The following is an 18751-nucleotide window of genomic DNA, read 5'->3' on the forward strand; positions in this document are numbered from 1 at the left end:
CCATTACTTGAACTGTCTCGTCGCTTCGACTGCTTTCTGCCAGCCTTTATAAAGGTTGTTCTTTTCTTCTTCACTCATTTCAGCTTGGAACGTACGATCATTTTCAGATTGCTTCCGTATATCCTCTTTATCGTTCCAATATCCGACCGCAAGGCCTGCCAGATAAGCTGCTCCGAGAGCCGTCGTTTCCTGGACGACCGGACGCTCGACCTGGACGCCGAGAATGTCACTCTGGAACTGCATGAGGAAGTTATTTTTAACGGCCCCGCCATCGACGCGTAACGCTTTAAGATCGATGCCTGAATCAGCGATCATAGCATCCAGCACATCTTTCGTCTGATAAGCGAGCGATTCCAGTGTGGCACGGACAAAGTGCTCCTTCGTCGTTCCACGTGTCAACCCGAACATCGCCCCGCGGGCTTCACTGTCCCAGTAAGGCGTTCCGAGTCCGACAAATGCAGGAACCATATACACGCCGTCGGAAGATTCTACACCTGTAGCCAAAGCTTCTGTTTCTGAAGCGCTTTCGATAAGGGCCAAGCCATCCCGGAGCCACTGAATGGCTGATCCTGCAACGAAGATGCTTCCTTCAAGAGCATATTCCACTTTTCCGTCAATGCCCCACGCGAGCGTTGTCAAAAGTCCATGCTCAGAAGCTACGCCTTCTTCCCCTGTGTTCATCAACATAAAGCAGCCGGTACCATATGTGTTTTTCGCCATTCCTTTTTCAAAACAGCCCTGACCAAACAATGCCGCCTGCTGATCTCCAGCGATACCGGCAATGGGTACTTCCTGACCAAAGAAGTGATAATCAACGGTTTTCGCATAAATTTTTGAAGACGGTTTCACTTCCGGCAGCATAGAAGCTGGCACACCGAGGATATCCAGGAGTTCTTCGTCCCATTTCAAATCATAAATGTTGTACATCAACGTACGGGAAGCATTGGAATAATCCGTGATATGCGTTTTTCCACCAGACAGCTTGTAAACGAGCCATGAATCAATCGTTCCGAATAGCAACTCACCATTTTCCGCTTTCTCACGCGCTCCTTCTACATGGTCCAAGATCCATTTCACTTTGGTCCCGGAGAAATAAGGGTCCAGCAACAGGCCTGTCTTTTTACGGAACCGCTCATTGTGACCAGCTGCACGTAATTCTTTACAAATATCCTCAGTTTGACGAGACTGCCAGACCACAGCATGGTAGATCGGCTTTCCAGTATTTTTATCCCATACAACCGCCGTTTCCCGCTGGTTGGTTATCCCGATACCGGAAATCTGCCCGGCCGTAACATCTGCTTTTCTTAACACGTCAGCTATACAAGCAAGAACAGAGGTCCAAATTTCATTAGCGTCGTGCTCGACCCAGCCTGGTTTTGGAAAGAACTGTTCAAATTCTTTTTGAGCTGTTTCAACGATTTTTCCTGCCTGATCGAAAAGAATGGCTCTTGAACTTGTGGTCCCTTGATCAATCGATAGAATGTATTGGTTTTGCATATCCAACATCTCCTTTTGGTATGATTAACTAATTTTCTCCTCTAACTGTCCACTGACGGTCTGGCCTTTCTTCAACTCAGAATTGACCGCTCCCAGGATAATAACGGAAACGATTCCAGATAAAACCCAGAATGGTACGGAGAACTCCTGCATAAAGGTCGCTTTGTAAAACAGAGCTCCATAAATTCCTCCAAGAATCGGTCCTACGACAGGAATCCAGGCATAGCCCCAGTCTGACCCACCTTTTCCCGGAATCGGAAGCAAAGCGTGGGCAATTCTTGGACCCAGGTCACGGGCGGGGTTGATCGCATATCCGGTCGTTCCACCAATGGACATCCCGATAGCCACAATCAAAGCTCCAACAATGAGGGGATTCAATCCTTCGGTAAATTCATTGGCTCCAATGAATAGAAGACCCATCAACAGAACGAATGTCCCGATCATCTCACTGAGCAGGTTGGAAAAAGGACTGCGGATTGCAGGATCGGTAGAGAATACCGCCCGTTTCGCTCCTTGATCTTCTGTTGCCTTCCAGTGAGGCAGGTAGTTCAGAAAGACAATGCCCGCGCCGATGAAAGCTCCGATCATCTGGGCAGCGATGTAAGCAGGTACGTCCGCCCATGGAAAGTCCCCAACGGAGGCGAGCCCTAAGGTTACGGCCGGGTTAAGGTGTGCCCCTGAAAAACCACCGACGGCATAAACGCCCATCGTTACCGCGAGTCCCCAGGCAATCGTGATGACAATCCAGCCGGAACCTTCCGCTTTTGAATTTTTTAATACGACCCCTCCGACGACTCCGCCGCCAAAGATGATCAAAATCATGGTGCCAATAAGTTCAGCTAAAAACACTGACATATCGAACACTCCTTTCTTGGATGGCTGGGTTGGAACGAAAAAAAGACCCACAACGATTCACCAGACGATAAACGTCCGGCTTTCGTGTGAGTCTCCATGTCTCCGTCACAACCTTAACTTGTAATGCTGATTGTACTCCTTTATGAAAGCGGTGTCAAACATAATTTCAAGGATGTTTTTTCCATTCATTCTTGAAAAGGAACTTCCACCTTTGAAAAAAAGACAAGACCACTCAGACGTTAAACATCCAGGTGGCCTTGACGTAAAAGCGATGGTCTACGGCTTCATCGTCTGATAGCTTTGATATTTATGAATCGCCTGTCCCGCATAGGAAGGTTCGTCCTGGTACATCTGATGGAGGATCTGCAGTTGTTCATTCATATAAGTTTCACCTTCTTCAAAGAAAGACACTTTTTCATAAGGTTCTAAGTACTGCGTCTCTACGCCAAGGACTACGGTGCGGTTAATCTCATTGCCGTATTGGATTTCGTGATCCGTATGATAGGTGATGGAATCCTTACCTTCCGCAAAATCCCGATAAGCCATGATCACCACTCCATCACTCACGATGTCCATGACGTGATTGGAAAGAGGCTTCGTGACCCCATGATAAGTGGTTTCATATTTATCCCCATCAAACCAGAACGGCATAGCGACCATGAACTCGAAATCATGCTTCCAGTTGTAAACACTCACAACCGATTCGATGATGTGCAACCCTTTCAAATATTGATCGATGACGTCCGCTCGTTCTTCCGTATCCCATGCATCCAGTAAATAAGGTTCAATATCAAACTGGATGCCGTCAAAGCGCTGATCTTTATCCGCTTTCCGGTTATATTTCATGACGTCGAACAAACGTGACAAGGGGACGCGTCTGTTTTCTGCCAGGGCCCACTCTGCAGCACCGTCCAGGGCATGGACTTCAATGCCGTTTTCATGAGCACGTTCAATAAACGCTCGATAATGGTCCGGATGCTTTTGAATATAGGGAAGGTCCTCCCTTGCGCCAATGTTCAAGTATATGACGTTGACACCCTTCTCTTTCGCGAAAGCAATCATCTCTTCCCGTGATTCTTCACTATTGATATCCTCATTCGGGAACCAGGACCACATGCCTTTCACCTTACTGCCGGAAGCATCTGCAGAAATCACTCCAGGGAACATGACAAAGCCACAAACCATCACCATCAAAACCATCCACCATCGCCATTTTTCAGTTTGCTTCATCCGACTCCTCCCATCTTTTTATCACCCACTAAGACACGAACCCTGCGCCCTTCACCTCCTTGAATCTATGCTTTATAGCGGATTGGCGGATGCGATGTTTCGGTAAACATTGCACCGGACCCATCCGTTATTCGTTGGTTCTGAAAAAGGCAGCCTTTTCTCATCCAGTTCAGGAATGTCGTCGATGCGCCCTTGCACATAATCCGATAGTCTTCGCTCAGCTGTCTGGAATCTCGCGATCAACCCGCCGTAACGCAGATCGAGAACTTCCCATCCGAAGGGTTTGTTGGTCCTCATCCACTGTTCATAGTGCCTCTCTCTTAGCTGTTGAATTTCCTCTTTCACCTTGGGGAGGAAAGTACCATGAAGTAGCTGGAGCGCTGGAAAATCTTTCTGCTCATAAGCCTTTTTCAATCGTTCGGTCCACTCCACTTTCAACCTCAACACGTTGCACATCTGGCAAGGGACATCGAAAATCCATGCCCACTGACCGGCATGTTTTTTCAAGTCGTCCAGCTCGTGGAAGAGAGTCTCATAATAGATACTCCATGAACCATCTTCCTCTTGTGGAGCGAACAATACGACGAGGGGGTCCTGCCACAATAAATATTTGGACGGATTGGCAGGTTCAAGCTCACCTTCTACAGACCCTGGAGGCTGATCAAGCGTCCCCAAAGTCAAGAATGCCTTCATCTCAGCCCCTGTACAGAAAGCGAATCGTCGGTTGACTTTTTCCATATCCACTTCAAGGGAATACCCATGTTCCGCAATAAGCTGAAGTCCTAACAACGCTTGGAATGGATGGGTTTCTGCACCATCATCCCCCCAGAGTGTGGCGAATACTTCCTGGATGCCTTCTTTCTTGCACGCTTGATAGGAGGACTGGATGACATGGAACGTTTTCGGATAGTTTATGGAAACCCCATTCCATGTCCAGATGCCCGAAGCGAAGATGGGCGCACGACCAAAGGTGTGGTGCTTTTGAAGAAAGGAACGATAAAAACCTTCTTCTTCATGGTAATAATCCCAATAAACAAAACGGACATCCTTCGGCATATCGTCGATGACTTCCTCCGGGATATGAGCTTGCGGATCATAATATTCCCCGTCATCTGATGCCATCCGGAAGTACATGTCACTCCATACCATCGGATGGAGTCCATAGCTGCGCGTAATGTTCAAAACTTCATGAAGGTGCTCATTCATAATGTCAAAGCTCGCCCGGTGTCCGTTTTTCTTTTCATACTGCCCTTTACCTAACAGATGGGCTTCGTCCATTCCGATATGGATCCGTTTTGTCCGGAACGGCTGCATGACGGATGAAATCATTTGATCGATGAGCCGGTAAGTGTCAGTAGACCCCGCAAGCAGGATATCGGATGTGTCTCTAATCGGAGCATTTACATCCCAACGTAGAAACGTCGAAAGGTGAGCAAGCGTCTGAATACTCGGGATGATCTCGATTCCGAACTGATGCGCATAGTCGTCCAATTCTTTCAGTTCATGTTTGCTGTACCGGCCTCGCCGGTAGCCGAAGTAGGGCTGTTCTTCGATTTCGTATGTATCTTCCATATAAAGCATCAGCATATTTAAACCCATGACGGCCATCGTCCGGATCAACGCTTTGATTTGTTCCGGCTGCATGACCGCGTTCCTCGAGCAGTCGAGCATGATTCCGTTCATTGTAAACTGAGGCGTTTCCTCGATTGTAAAAGACTCCTTATGAGCAGCCATTTCCAACAACAGCCCCATCGCCCGGAAAAAATGAATCGGTTCATGATAGAAGATCGCACCCTTACGACCATCGAATGTGACCTTCAACTCATTTCGATCCCATTGGGTCACATGAACAGGAAGTCCGTCCTTTTTAACGAACGAACAGCCATACGAGTCCTTTAGCTCTGCCACCCCCGCATGTAGGAATCCTGACGCTCCTTCGAGTTTTACGTTCATATAACATCCTCCTTTCTTTCCATGGATAATGGAATTTGTACAGGTTCCTTCTCTTGATCAGATTCGTAGATGGATTGAATGGTATGAAGGATTGACATTCCATAGGCTCCTGTATTTGTAATCGGACGATGACCAGAAATCCCGTCCACCAGTTCTCTCAACTGTTGTTGAAAAGGTTCCTCTTTCCTAGACACATAGATTTGTTCATATTCACCATCGTTACTGATCCAAACCCCTTTCCCGATTTCCACTTTCATCATCCCATCCGTAAACACATATTCCGTCACATGAGTGGGGACCGGGTTGTAACCGGAGATGGACATACTTACCGGTATTCCTCCAGCTGTTTCCAAATGCACCAGGCCAGCTCCTTCGATCCCGGGGGAGTGATACGATAAACGGGCCGTCACTTTTTTAAACGGATCCTCCAAGACCCATTGGACCTTATCGATGCAGTGCGCACCGATGTTCATCATAATTCCTCCGCCGGAGCGGCCAGGATCTAAAAACCATGGAGGACGCTCTTCCGTAAAATAGGGAAGATGACGCGTTTCATTGATGAACACCAACTCTCCCAGTGCTCGATTGCGAACGATCTGACGCGCCTGTATGTTTTCTGGAAAATAATGCTGGATGTGTCCGACCAAAAGTCGTACTTGATAGTGTTCAGCTGCTTCGATTATTGTCTTGCACTCAGAAGTGTTCAAAGCCATCGGTTTCTCAAGCAGCAAATGACATCCTTGTTCGGCGGCGTAGAGAGCCGCTTCCTTGTGTAAATGGTGAGGAAGGGTAATGATAACCAGATCAGGAGTCGTCTCCTGGATCATCTGCCGGTAATCGGCATAGCCGTTCATTCCATAGGCTTCTGCCAGTCTCTCTCGCTTGGACGTATCGATTTCCGCTAAGGCTACAGCGTGAAGGTCATCCATCTGTTGGATGGCATTCAAATGTTCGGTTGCGATGATGCCGCCCCCGATGACTCCTACTGTTAACATCATCGCTGCACCTCCTGTTTCTTTAAAAGTTTTTTGAGAGTGTGTAAATCCTCTACCGCCTGCACATATACATCCTGTGTCTTTTCGGCTGGAGCAGCCACACCTTTTGTAAATTCAACGGAATACGACCCACGGTATCCAAATGCCTGCATTATGTGCAGCCGCTCTTGTATGAAACGAGGATCTTCCGACAAGGCATGGAACATTTGGTCTTTGTAGAAACTAACGTGAGCATGGACAATGCGGTCTCCTAACGCACGGAACCACTTCTCTATCTCCACTTGTTCATGGAACGGATGTATGATGACTTGGCAATCAACAACATCCAGCTGTCCCAGGACTTCCTTCGCAAAAAACGGGTCTTCCATTACCGTCCCAGGATGACATTCACATAAGAGCCGGCAACCCTTCGGCAGTTGTTCCTTCCATTCTTTCAAGTTATGAATATACGTATCGATAAGGTTTTCAGAATCTCCGAAGTTGAACTTGACCTGCTTTGCATTCAGACGTTTGACCATGGCTGCAGCTTCCATTCTTTCTTTAACCTGATCACTTTCAAAACCGACATAGGAATTAAAAATTTCCACCGGCAGCGAATGACTCCTTAGTGCTTCTATTTCCTCACCGGAAACCTTTAGAGCGTGATTCGCCCAAAGTTCAACACCTTCAAATCCATCGGCCCTTATCCGATCCATCCACTCACTTCCGTAAATGGACGGCAGTTGGTCCGGGACCCAGCGGTTTTTCTCAAGCAGAACGGTATTCATAAAAAAACGCGTCATCCTCCACATCCTTTCTATACGATTCCATCATCCAAGGGCAGATAAAGAAGTTCTTTGGTGGAAAGAAGACAAATTCACCTGATAGACATACCTCGGACGTCCTCTTCCGACGACCTGCTCTTCCCCGACGATCTTTGCTAACTGGTTCGTTTCCAATGTCGCAAGAATCCTCCGTGCACTCCTCAGTGTGATCGAGAACCCTTTGGCTAACTCAGCGGCCGTCATCCGGTCACGCCCAAGCAGACGGCATAAGGCAATCAGACGGGAAATCGTCGCCCCGCTGACGCCGATATTTTTCACAGGCTGCATGGAGTGTTGATTTTCATGTGGATAAGCAGACGGGAAGCTGGCAAAAACACCGTGCTCGCTCATCTTTTTTAATACGGTCCGTATGCAGGAGCAGGTCGGCTGGATCAACTGAACGTCATCCACACGTCCATTCAATGAGTGGTAAACATCCGGGTGGGTCGTGATGAACGTCTTTACCATAGACCGCTTCATCGAATGTTCATGATGGGCAAGAAGATCCTCCACTTTGCTTCCCTTCCGATTGAGAATCATGCACACCTGTTCCAGTGGAAACCCTGCTTCCAACAGCTGCATGCGGACATCCGCTTCGCTGCCGAAATCAATGCTCAACCCTTCGTTTTCCTTTCTTTTGGAGAAGATTTTATATAACGCCGCCTGCAGGGCCACTTGTGAGCAATGAAGTTCATAGACAGGTACTGTTGGAAAGCGTTCATTCACGTGGACACTTTGAAAGCATGGAGTAAGAACAGCGTCGAAGGAGGACGTAAGCTTTTCCCGTAACGCCCCCGGATCTCCTTCTTCTAACCACGGAGTTATCGATAAGGAAGAAAATTCTTCAGCCACTCGTTCGACTTTCTTCCACGTTTCTTCCGGTCCGACGAACAAACATCTTTTATTCATTTGGATTCACATCCCATAGACAATACTATTTCAAACCCGAGGAACTGGCTCCTCTGACGAAGAATTTCTCTGTAAACAGGAAGACGAGCAAAATCGGCACCAACGTCATCAAAGCCGCTGCAACTAAATATTGTTCCTTCCCGAACCAGGCACCTGACATCGACAGGACACCGATGGGAAGGGTGAATTTTTCAGCAGAAGACAAGTAAATGACTGGGGCCATGATTTCATTCCACTTGGTCATGAACGTGAAGATCGTCAATGTGGCAAGCTGCGGCTTACACATGGGAAGGAAGATCCTCCAATACGTCTGAAATGGGGAACACCCATCAAGCTTCGCCGCTTCTTCGTAACTTTTCGGAATCGAAAGGAAGGCCTGGCGCATCAAGAATACGCCGAACGGCTGGGCGAGCCACTCCATAATCCACAACGGGACAAGCGTGTCCAGAAAACCCATATTCTTAAAGATAATGAACTGCGGAATGATCATAACGACCGGTGGAATCATCAAGGTGCCAAGGACCATCACGAACAAGGAATTCTTGAAAGGAAACTCAAGTCGGGCGAAGGCATAGGCGACCATCGAGCAGGAAAATAACGCACCAAGGACAGACAGCACAGTCACAACCAGACTGTTCCACCCGTACTGGGCGAAATCCGTCATCCTCCAAACTTCGATGTAGTTCTCCCATTTGAAAGGGTTCGGAATCCATTCGACCGGAATCGCCGTATATTGGGTATAGGACTTCAAAGAGTTCAGTGCAGCGGCCACAAAGGGCGTAAGCATGATCAGCGCACTGAAAGTAATAACAAGATAGCTGATGATTTTCCTTTTCTTATTGGGATTTTTCATAGAAAACACTCCTGGATCCTCTATTTCTCATAGTGCACCCACTTGTTCTGCAACTTCACCTGGACGAGTGTAATCGCGAATAATATCAGGAACAGTACCCAGGCAATGGCTGAGGCATAGCCCATCTTCAAAAAGGCGAACCCTTGCTGGAACAAGTAAAGCATGAGAACCATACTGGCATTGTTCGGACCACCGGCAGCTGTAATGTCTCCGGAATTTCCTGTCATCACATAAATCTGTTCAAATGCCTGGAATGTCGTAATTGTACTTAGAACAAGAACGAGAAACGTCGTTCCAGAAATGAGGGGAACCGTGACGTGTCTGAATTTCTGCAGGACGCCCGCCCCTTCGATATCCGCCGCTTCATAAAGGTCCTCGGGTACATTCTGCAAACCTGCAAGGAAAATGATCATCATGTAACCGATCCCTTTCCAAACAGCGACGATGACAAGAACAGGAATGACGAGAGCTTCATTATTCAGCCATTGCTGTGGTTCCATGCCGAGTTTAAGAAGCAGGTCGTTTGCAAGTCCAAAGCGAGGATTGAAAATGGCATCCGCGACGTACAGGACGACCGTCCAGGAAGAAATGACCGGGATGAAGTGGGCCATCCGGTAAAACTTCAGCCCTCTCAAACTCTGGTTCAAAGCGGTCGCCAGAATCAAGGCGAAAATCGTCTGTGTCGGTACAAAAAGTACCGTGAAGTAAACCGTGTTCCACAACGACTTCCAGAACACAGGATCATTGATCAGTTTGTCGTAATTATCAAGCCCGATCCATTGAGGTGCATTCAGCATGTCGTACTTGGAAAAGCTGAAATACAAGGATGCAAGCAATGTGAAGGCGATAAAGACGATGAACTGAATGAGGTATGGGGAGATCATGAACAATCCCCATTTACCCTCATTCGTCAACCATGATCTATTCGGCGGCTTCGGTTTCTTCTGCCTGGCTAATGTCAACTTTGATTTTTCTTTAGACTTTCCGTTCTGCTGATCCGGAAAGTCCTGCTTCGGTTTCAAGTTATCCGTCATATCAGCCACACACTTTCTTCTCTATTGGTTTTCGTAAAATTCATCCAATACTTTCTGCACTTCCTGATCCGCGTTTTCCAGCGAGTCTTCTACACTCGTTTCATTAAGGAACGCGCGGTTGATGTTATCCCCGAATTTCTTCACCCATTCGGACCAGACGGCGTTTACATCAAGCGTGCCCGCATGTTCGAAACTGTCGAGGAACGCCTGCTTGTTGGCCGGCTTATCTCCGGAACCGAGGAACAGATCAGAGTTTGCGACCGATTTCTTCACAGGAACCGCTTCACCTAGAGCCGCCCATTCTTTCTGGACCTCATCTTCCTGCACCCAGTATTTCACCCATTCCCAGGCTGCTTTCGCTTTTTCATCCGGAGCACTGTCACTGATGACCCAGGAGTTGGCGATAACCGGAGAAAATCTCTCTCCATCCGGACCTTTCGGAAGGACGGTTACATCATAGTTCACGCCTGTTTCATTCGCTGCGAGAGTTCGTGCGTAAATGCCGATCCGCATCGCGGCTGTTTCACTTGGAAACGGAGACATGGGACTTTGGAAAGCCTGCAGGTCAGATGGATCGGTGAAAATGCCACGCTCCATCCCATCTACGATATAGCTAATGGCTTCTTTGTTTTCTTCCGAATCAATGATCGAGTTGCGCAAATCTTCCCCAAGAACCCCGCCACCATAAGACTTCATGACCGGCATCCAGCCTTCAGTAATATTGAAGAAGGTCAGCCCGTACTGTTTTACGCTGTCCGGTTTGAAGGAAGCATCATCAGCGACTTTCCCATCCGTATCGATCGTCAATTTCGCTCCGGCCGCTTTCAAATCTTCCCACGTCCAACTGTCATCCGGGTATTCGACACCCGCTTCATCAAACATATCCTTGTTATAGAAAAGCGCTCCGATTTGGATCCCTTGAGGGACGCCCCAGTACTTTCCATCGGAGTCCTTATTGAAATCAAGGCCATAATATTCGTCTTTGTCCAAATCTTCATCAATCCACTCCGTCAAGTCCTTCGCTGCTCCTCGCTCTGCATATTTCTGGACGAACACTCCGTCCGATAGCCATACGTCCGGCGCAGTTCCGCCTGCAATCTGGGTGTCGAGCTTTTGGAAAAACTGCTGATACGGAGCATTCTGCGTGTTCACTTTGATGTCCGGATGCTCCTCTTCAAATTTCTGAATCAGTTCGTTCATTTTTTCATCCGCACTGCCGGAAGAATAAAACCCTAACGTAATCTCGGTCTGTTCCGAATTGGCATCCGCTTCACCGCTGGATGCATCCGAACAACCGGATAAAATAAATACAAAAGCTAAAAGAAGTATTGTCCATTTGGTCCACTTGCCAGCCATCTGATTGCCCCCTCAAAATTTTTGTTATCGCTTACAACCTTTATTCTATAGCGCTTTTAATAAACATAAAATGTAAATCCATTTGAAAATTTGTGTTTTTTTCAATAAAATTAAAAATATTCAAAATATTATCCAGGAGAGGATAAGCATGAAACGGAGATTATTGAAAAAGAACTCGATCCAGTCCAAACTTTTTATGATCATCGTTGTGTTCGTCTGTATTCCACTGCTTATCCTCGGGTTGTTCTGGTATGGAAAATCGACGAACACGATCGAAACCCATGCCGTGCAGAATAGTCAGCATCTGCTCGCCCAAACGAACGAATACCTCGATTTTTACCTGAACGATCTCGAACAGACGACGGTTCCAATCGTCTCGATGTCATCGATTCAAAAATACTTGGATGTAGCTCCGGAATCTTCCAGTCGTTACGAGCGCTTCACCTTATCCAGAGACATTAATGAAGACGCCTTCTCAAGCATCCTGGAAGGAAGAACGGACATCTTCGGCCTCTCTCTTATCAATCACCTTGGGATGCAAGTAAACAATTACAGCCAGGTGAACCATTTCCTGAATATGGACAGAATTCGTAAGCGAAATGAAGAACTGCTCAAACAGACCGAAAACCTGGACGCTTATCAGATTATGGACATTGACATCATCCATGACACACCTGTATTGACCGTCGTCCGGAAAGTCTACGATGTCCAAACTTTTGAAACCTCCGGATTATTGATCATCAACCTTCGTCTCAACCAAATTGAAAATATTATCAACGAAGTGACAAAGAGCCATTTCAACCGCGTATGGATCGTCAATGGCAGCAACCGGATCATTTTCCATCCTGACAAGGAAGAGCTTGGCCAGGACTTTGACTTTGAAGAAAACCAGACCGAAAGCCAGAACTTTCTCATCAATCAGATGGAAGATAAGCGGACGCTCATGGTCATGGACCGTTCCGATCAGTCCAACTGGATGATGATTGCGAACGTTCCGATGCAGGCAGTCATGACCAACCTGATGAGCTTCCGGAACTTGACCATCTGGATCGGACTAGCTCTTATCGGTGTGGCGTTATTGTTTGTAGGAGGATTCTCCTTCTCTTTGACGAATTCCTTGGTCAACCTTCAGAAACTGATGAAAAAAGCTCAGTCCGGACGGTTGAAATTCAATAAAATCAAACCTCCGAGGTTCTACCGGAACGATGAAGTGAGCGAGCTTTATGACAGTTTCTATACAATGACCGATGAATTGAATCGGCTAATCGAAGAAGTCCATCATTCCAAGCTGAAGGAAAAAGAACTGGAAATCAAAAACCGAGAGTCAGAACTGCGAGCCATGCAGTCGCAGATCAACCCCCATTTTCTTTACAACACACTCGAACTTATCAATTCACATGCGATCATTGAAAACCAGATGATGATCAGCCGGATGACGACTTCCCTTGCTGATATGTTCCGATACAATGTGAGCAACTCAAAAAAAGTCGTCACCTTGAAAGAGGAAATGCATCAAATCCGATCATACCTGGATATTCAGCAGGAGCGATTCGAAGATTTGGAAGTGGTTTACGATGTGCGGGAAGAAGAGACCGAAGAAGTCCTCGCCACACGGATTACCCTGCAGCCCGTCTTGGAAAATGCCTTCATCCATGGGTATGAAGAGCACGGGCTTCCTCCTTCTTTTATCGGCATTTATGGAAGAAGGAACAAGTTCGATTACTCCCTGCATATCGTCGATCGCGGCGGGGGCATGGATGATGGAACCAAAGACGATTACAACAGGGCGTTCCAAGCGAATGAACCGGAAGATGATCATGAAAAGACAACGAAAAGAATCGGCATGAACAATGTTCACCGCCGTCTCCATGCCACGTTCGGACAACCTTATGGCTTATCAATCGAGCAATCCGGTGACAATGGAACCGTCATCGTCATTACGCTCCCTTACCTGACAACCGAAACGAAGAAGGAGGCTTGACCATGTATACAGTGATGACTGTCGACGATGAGAAAATGATCAAAAAGAGCATGGCCGCATTGATCAGGACGAACGAAACGGGTTTTGAAATCACAGGGGAAGCGAAGGACGGGGTGGAAGCTCTCGAACTCCAACAGAACACCACCCCTGACTTGATCATTACCGATATAAGGATGCCGAAAATGGATGGATTGACTTTCATTAAAGAAGTGAAAAAGAGGAGTCCGCATACGAAGTTCATCATCCTCTCCGGATATGATGAGTTTGAATATGCCCAGACGGCGATCCGCTACGGCGTCGTCGACTTCTTACTCAAACCGATCAAACCGGATCAGTTTTTGACTTCATTGGACAAAGTGTTCCGCCAGATGGAAAGCGAGCAGTCCTCTACCCGGCAGCGCAGCGCGAGTCTGCTGATGGTCAAGTCATGTGCTGATGATTTATCCGGTCATCTCTGGCTGCTTGAAGAAGAGCAGGTTTTCCGGACAACTGGAGAATTTGCACAGAAGCTCGAGGTGTTGGAGATTGAGCCTGACGTGCTGAGAAGTATGTATTCCGATTTGATCGTTTATGTTCAAGGCAATTTGGAAAAACAGCAAGCCTCTTTCAAAGATTCCCCTTTATTCGCCGGGGTGGACTTTCCGAGAGAGCCTGAAGAATGGAAGCCGCGTCTCGACCGAATGTGTGAGGAGGTTCTTGAAGAAATCAAAGCCTCAAGGAACATCGGTCACCGCAACCGGATCCGGACCGCCGTCCATTATATCGAAGCCAATTTCACAGAAGAAAACCTCACGCTGAGTGAGGTCGCTGAAACCATCAATATGTCTCCTTCTTATTTCAGTATGGAATTCAAATCCGAGATCGGCATCAGCTTCAAACAGTTCCTGACGAAGCTGAAAATCGAAAAAGCGATGGAACTCCTGAACAATCCCTTATATAAAACGTATGAAATTGCGGAAAACCTCGGATATAATGATTATCCGCATTTCACGAAAACCTTTAAGAAGCACATCGGACTGACCCCTACCCAATACAGGAAACGAAAAGGAATCAGCTGATCATGCCTGGCAGTCGAACGGTGAGGAGCCCAGCCTCTTCGTTCGACATTCTTTCCACCTAAACCTTTACAATGAAACGCTGTTCTTCCTTCCCCTTCCGTTTTACCAGCAGCACCTCCCCGGTCATTTGCGTGTTGCTGAACTGAAAACTTTTCGGTCCCTCGTGGGAAAACAGCAGGACTTCAGAATCATTTCCGCATTTCACCTCAAAAGCCGTCACTTCTTCCTTAGACAGCTTCTGATTTCGCGTATCATAGACGTCGATCTTCGTCAGCTCCATAGCCGGCGATTCACCATCCCGATACGGGGAAAGGAGGGTGACGATGTTCGTCGTTCCCTTTCCTTTCCTTTCAGCTTTTATTTTTTGAGAGGCTGTTTTTTGGTTGTAGTCCCTTGATATCCAGCATTTTTCCTGACGGACGTAACAATCGTCCAAATAGGTCAGATTCAGGTGGACGCCTTCCCCGCCTTTGACTTCAAGCAGACGACGGGATGAATTGTAGTGAAGGCCCGTATGTTCTGCGAAATGAAAGTGCTGGGTATACGTATGCTCCTCTTTAGAGTGGAACGTATCGACCAGCACCCAATAATAAGGCTTCACGAACATCATTTGACGCTTTACCTGGACAGGGTCATCCAAGTGGAAATACCCATCATGTCCCGCCTGAACATAATCATAGGCATCCTCACTTTTCCAAACAGCATCTACAGGTTTTGCGACATTCGCCCAATGCCAGGAATCCACGTATGTGGAAATGGAAATATCGTCCACACTGCACGTGTTATGCTGAAAAGATTCCTTGAAATACTGACGGTCCTCATTCTCTTTGTACGTGTACCTGCCTGGATCGATGATCAACTCCGACCCGTAGGCGATCAGGTCAAAATGAAGAAAGTCATCATGCCCATGAGCTCTGATCACATCCATATGACCACCATCAAACAATAGATAATGGCTGTCCGGGTCCCACCCGCTTCTCATGATTCCGTACCCACTCTGCTCAAGGAACACCGAACGAAAGGAAGGCTCCGCCGCATCAAGCTTTTCATAATCTTCGAATCCTTCCCGTCCGTAATACCAGAGTCCCTCAAAATCCAGAACATCATACCCTTGGTGTTTTAGCTCCTTACGCCCATAAAGCAAAGCGCCCCGGGAAAGCACATCCCGGATATCGGTATGGTCACTGTCACTCGTCATTGGCTGGCAGCCCCCGGGTTTCACAAAAGATAACGACGCTGTCAACATTCGGGATAAAGTCTCTTCCATGATATCCGGCACCTGCAGCTGATTTTTACGGGCGAGCAACACCGGCTCGAACAAGCAGTGCAACACTTCATGGTGATACATCGGACTTTGTTCATTGTGCATGCCATCATTAAAAACCTGCAGCTCACACATCCGCGCAAGTCTTTCCCAGGCAGCAGCCAACCATTCCTCCGCCCCTTCTGTTTCAGGAAACAGAAGCGCGACCTGGAACAATCCATTCGTTTCAAGAAATCCCCAGTTGCTCTGCTGGTCATGAGGCGTATAAGCGATGTTCAGATAGTTCCCGTGAAGGGAGAGAGCCTTTTGAAAAATCTCCTCTTCAACTTCTCCCCATACGGCCGCTTCTTTCACGCAGTGGTACCCTTTAATCCAATTGCAGATCCGGATGCCGCTGTCCAGTTTCCTCCACGTATCTTTCACATTGTACTGGCGGTGTTCACTGGCATGGATTTCTTCATCAGTCAACGGGTTCTGCCGGAGCCAATCGTTCATCAGCCGAATGAAATGTTCGGCAAATTGTTGATCGTCGGTCAACCAGTAGGCCTGCCCGAGTTCTGCCATGAAACGTGCCCGGTTCAAATTTACCGTCCACTCGAAATCGTCCTGAAACTGAAAGGTCCAGTCGATGTCATCCGAAAAAGTGACCGGAGTTTCACACCTTTCCATATCCCACCGGTGAGTGAATATGAACGTATTCTGACAGGCGAGTCGCGCACGTTCAATCACCTCATCCCTTTCGTTTCTCCAATACTGACGGGTCAATTCCTTGATGCTTTCCCTGTCTTCACCCGTATAGAAAAACTGACGAACATCTGTCTTCGTTAGTTTCCTCTCTGAAAATGTCGACATTATAAAACCCCTGTTTCCATGTGCTGGCGGACGAAATCATCGTCAAGCAGATGCGGATAGTCGCGGCAGACGCGGTCGATTTCCGCGGCCTGCCCCGGACTGAGCATCTCATGATTTTTCAAACAAATCCGCTCCCTGAGCAGCCCCTGACGTCTCAAAATTTCATTGATTCCGGCTATGCTCCCTTTAAAACCATTGGCTGCATCAAAAATTGCCGCATTGGCATCTGTCAGTTCGGCCCCCGTCGTTAACAGTTCAGCGGGAATCTGCCCATGCCTCTTCGCTTCCTTCACTTCGTTTAGCAGCGTAACGGCTTTGGATGTCCAAACCGCCCATTGACCGAGCAGCCCTCCGACAATCGGCTTCGAGACGACTGTTCCATGGACAGGGAAACGAAACGTCGTCAATAAATCATCGACGATATGGTCATCGTTCCCGGTATACAGAGCAATCTCATCCACCCGGTCGGAATGGCAGACCGCACGGACCACATCAATCGTCCGATATCTGTTAAAAGGAGCGAGTTTGATCGCTTGAACCCCTGGAATATCAGCAAACGCGCGCCAAAAATCATAGGAAAAGTTGCGTCCTCCTACAGCCGGCTGCAAGTAAAAACCGAAAACCGGCAGAATATCAGCGACCGCTCTTACCCGTTCCAAATGTTCGCGTTCACTAAGGCGGGAGAGACCGCCCATACTGACGAGCGCCAGATCATACCCTAGTTCCCCCGCTATTTTCGCTTCTTCCAATGCCTGGCTCTTCTCTCCGACGACGCCCGCCACTTTAAGGAACGGCCGGGAAAGATCCGCCTGTTCGATTTCTTCCACCGCCATACGGAGTAAGGTTTCATACAAATCAATGCCTTCTTCGCGAATCTCGAACTGGGTCGTATGAACGCCGACCGCGACTCCACCGGCCCCGCTCGATATATAATAATTCGTCAAGACCCGCTGCCTCTCCTCATCAAGCTGACGTTCCTTCGTCAAAGCAAGCGGATGGGCAGGGATGACCGTCCCTTCATGCAGCAATCGATGAACGTCTGGTTTCAACGCTTTTCCCATCAGAACTGCCCCTTTCGTTCCTGGAAATGGGTTGGCTTATCAAGCACCTGCCCCTGACCTTTCACCCAATCTGCCGTCCATTCAATCATCTGTCGGATTCCAATCGTCGGGTAACCAAACAATTCATGGGCACGGGAGGCATTGCTCAACAGAGCTGTTTCCTGCTCTCTCCCTTCGAAAATCGGTCGTTTCCCCAGCCTCTCGCCCAGCCTTTCAGCTAGCCATCGTACAGACAACGTTTCCGGACCGGTAAGATTCAATGTGACGGGAGGCGAATCACAATGCAGCAGAGACCGGATCGCCACTTCATTGGCATCTCCCTGCCAAATGACGTTGACGTGCCCCATGCTCAGGTCGATCGGTTTTCCTTCATTCACGGCTTTTGTAATTTCCAATAACACCCCATACCTTAAATCGATCGCATAATTGAGCCGGAGGTGTAATAAAGGCGTGCCGTACCGGTGGGAAAAGTGAGTGAAGACACGCTCTCTGCCGAGGGCGGACTGGCCGTATTCCCCGATTGGTCCTGTCTCGTGTTCCTCAGAAGCTCCTCCTTGACCGACTACTGTTTGTGGATACACGTTTCCTGTAGAAAAAGAGACAAGCCTTGAGTTCCTGAACTTTTCAGCTACTCGCCCGGGAAGATAGGCATTCATCGCCCATGTAAAATGTTCATTTCCAGTCGTTCCGAATTTATTTCCAGCCATATAAATGACATTCTCCATTTCAGGCAGCCCCTGAAGCTGTTCTTCATTGAGAAGATCGGCTGCGATGGTCTCTATGCCATGATCATGGAGCTCTTCCTGCAGCGTTCCGTTAGAAAACCGTGACACTCCGATGACCTTCTTCTGCACCCCGGCCTCCTCAATCGCGTTTTTCGCAAGCTTAGCAAGGGTGGGCCCCATTTTTCCGCCTACCCCTAAGATCAGTAAATCCCCATCAACTTTGGCTATATCCTCAATCAACGCCGTTGTCGGCTGACACATCACAGACTCAAGTTCTTCGATCGTTTCCACGTGGATACCCTCCCTGATTTTTTCAAATATTTCC

Annotated in this window: 15 protein-coding genes; 2 read left to right on the forward strand and 13 right to left on the reverse strand. The window is 47.9% G+C overall.

Annotation, left to right across the window (positions count from 1 at the left end):
* Positions 1 to 3: 3 nt before the first annotated feature.
* From glpK to ACXADE_RS16590, 10 genes are all read right to left on the reverse strand, one after another.
* Positions 4 to 1497 (reverse strand): glycerol kinase GlpK, encoded by a 1494-nt coding sequence (glpK, locus tag ACXADE_RS16545; protein WP_474981526.1) that lies wholly within the window; start codon positions 1495 to 1497, stop codon positions 4 to 6.
* 24 nt (positions 1498 to 1521) lie between these two features.
* Positions 1522 to 2352 carry an MIP/aquaporin family protein gene (locus ACXADE_RS16550; RefSeq protein ID WP_474981527.1) on the reverse strand — a complete coding sequence of 277 codons (831 nt, stop codon included), beginning with the start codon at positions 2350 to 2352 and terminating at the stop codon, positions 1522 to 1524.
* A gap of 276 nt (positions 2353 to 2628) precedes the next feature.
* A complete protein-coding gene (locus tag ACXADE_RS16555; RefSeq protein WP_474981528.1) occupies positions 2629 to 3582 on the reverse strand; it encodes a TraB/GumN family protein in 954 nt (317 codons plus the stop codon).
* Positions 3583 to 3654: 72 nt separating this feature from the next.
* Positions 3655 to 5535, reverse strand: a complete 1881-nt coding sequence (locus ACXADE_RS16560) for a family 20 glycosylhydrolase (RefSeq protein ID WP_474981529.1) — start codon at positions 5533 to 5535, stop codon at positions 3655 to 3657.
* The gene (locus ACXADE_RS16565) at positions 5532 to 6533 is read right to left on the reverse strand and encodes a Gfo/Idh/MocA family protein (RefSeq protein WP_474981530.1); all 1002 of its coding nucleotides are present in this window, start codon (positions 6531 to 6533) and stop codon (positions 5532 to 5534) included. Before ACXADE_RS16565 ends, ACXADE_RS16560 begins: the two co-directional genes overlap by 4 nt.
* Positions 6530 to 7312 carry a sugar phosphate isomerase/epimerase family protein gene (locus tag ACXADE_RS16570; protein ID WP_474981531.1) on the reverse strand — a complete coding sequence of 261 codons (783 nt, stop codon included), beginning with the start codon at positions 7310 to 7312 and terminating at the stop codon, positions 6530 to 6532. The genes ACXADE_RS16565 and ACXADE_RS16570 overlap by 4 nt, the downstream gene beginning before the upstream one ends.
* A 27-nt stretch (positions 7313 to 7339) precedes the next feature.
* Positions 7340 to 8242, reverse strand: a complete 903-nt coding sequence (locus ACXADE_RS16575; RefSeq protein ID WP_474981532.1) for a hypothetical protein — start codon at positions 8240 to 8242, stop codon at positions 7340 to 7342.
* Between the two features lie 25 nt (positions 8243 to 8267).
* Entirely contained in the window at positions 8268 to 9095 is an 828-nt protein-coding gene (locus tag ACXADE_RS16580) for a carbohydrate ABC transporter permease (protein ID WP_474981533.1), read from the reverse strand.
* Positions 9096 to 9115: 20 nt separating this feature from the next.
* Positions 9116 to 10129: a carbohydrate ABC transporter permease gene (locus ACXADE_RS16585; RefSeq protein ID WP_474982257.1), complete on the reverse strand. Its 1014-nt coding sequence runs from the start codon at positions 10127 to 10129 to the stop codon at positions 9116 to 9118.
* Positions 10130 to 10150: 21 nt separating this feature from the next.
* Positions 10151 to 11485 carry an ABC transporter substrate-binding protein gene (locus tag ACXADE_RS16590; protein WP_474981534.1) on the reverse strand — a complete coding sequence of 445 codons (1335 nt, stop codon included), beginning with the start codon at positions 11483 to 11485 and terminating at the stop codon, positions 10151 to 10153.
* Positions 11486 to 11633: 148 nt separating this feature from the next.
* Between ACXADE_RS16590 and ACXADE_RS16595 the strand changes: the two genes are divergently transcribed.
* Together ACXADE_RS16595 and ACXADE_RS16600 are read left to right on the forward strand one after the other, a co-directional pair.
* Positions 11634 to 13466: a sensor histidine kinase gene (locus ACXADE_RS16595; protein ID WP_474981535.1), complete on the forward strand. Its 1833-nt coding sequence runs from the start codon at positions 11634 to 11636 to the stop codon at positions 13464 to 13466.
* Positions 13467 to 13468: 2 nt separating this feature from the next.
* Positions 13469 to 14524, forward strand: coding sequence for a response regulator transcription factor (locus ACXADE_RS16600; RefSeq protein ID WP_474981536.1), 1056 nt, complete (start codon positions 13469 to 13471; stop codon positions 14522 to 14524).
* Positions 14525 to 14582: 58 nt separating this feature from the next.
* Here ACXADE_RS16600 and ACXADE_RS16605 read toward each other — a convergent pair whose 3' ends face one another.
* From ACXADE_RS16605 to ACXADE_RS16615, 3 genes are read right to left on the reverse strand one after another with little or no spacing between them, the layout of a single operon-like run.
* Positions 14583 to 16640 carry an alginate lyase family protein gene (locus ACXADE_RS16605; RefSeq protein WP_474981537.1) on the reverse strand — a complete coding sequence of 686 codons (2058 nt, stop codon included), beginning with the start codon at positions 16638 to 16640 and terminating at the stop codon, positions 14583 to 14585.
* Positions 16640 to 17701 (reverse strand): dihydrodipicolinate synthase family protein, encoded by a 1062-nt coding sequence (locus ACXADE_RS16610; RefSeq protein ID WP_474981538.1) that lies wholly within the window; start codon positions 17699 to 17701, stop codon positions 16640 to 16642. The genes ACXADE_RS16605 and ACXADE_RS16610 overlap by 1 nt, the downstream gene beginning before the upstream one ends.
* Positions 17701 to 18717, reverse strand: a complete 1017-nt coding sequence (locus tag ACXADE_RS16615; RefSeq protein WP_474981539.1) for an NAD-dependent epimerase/dehydratase family protein — start codon at positions 18715 to 18717, stop codon at positions 17701 to 17703. Before ACXADE_RS16615 ends, ACXADE_RS16610 begins: the two co-directional genes overlap by 1 nt.
* Between the last annotated feature and the right edge of the window lie 34 nt (positions 18718 to 18751).

The sequence above is a fragment of the Halobacillus sp. ABR2_026 genome (assembly GCF_056158545.1).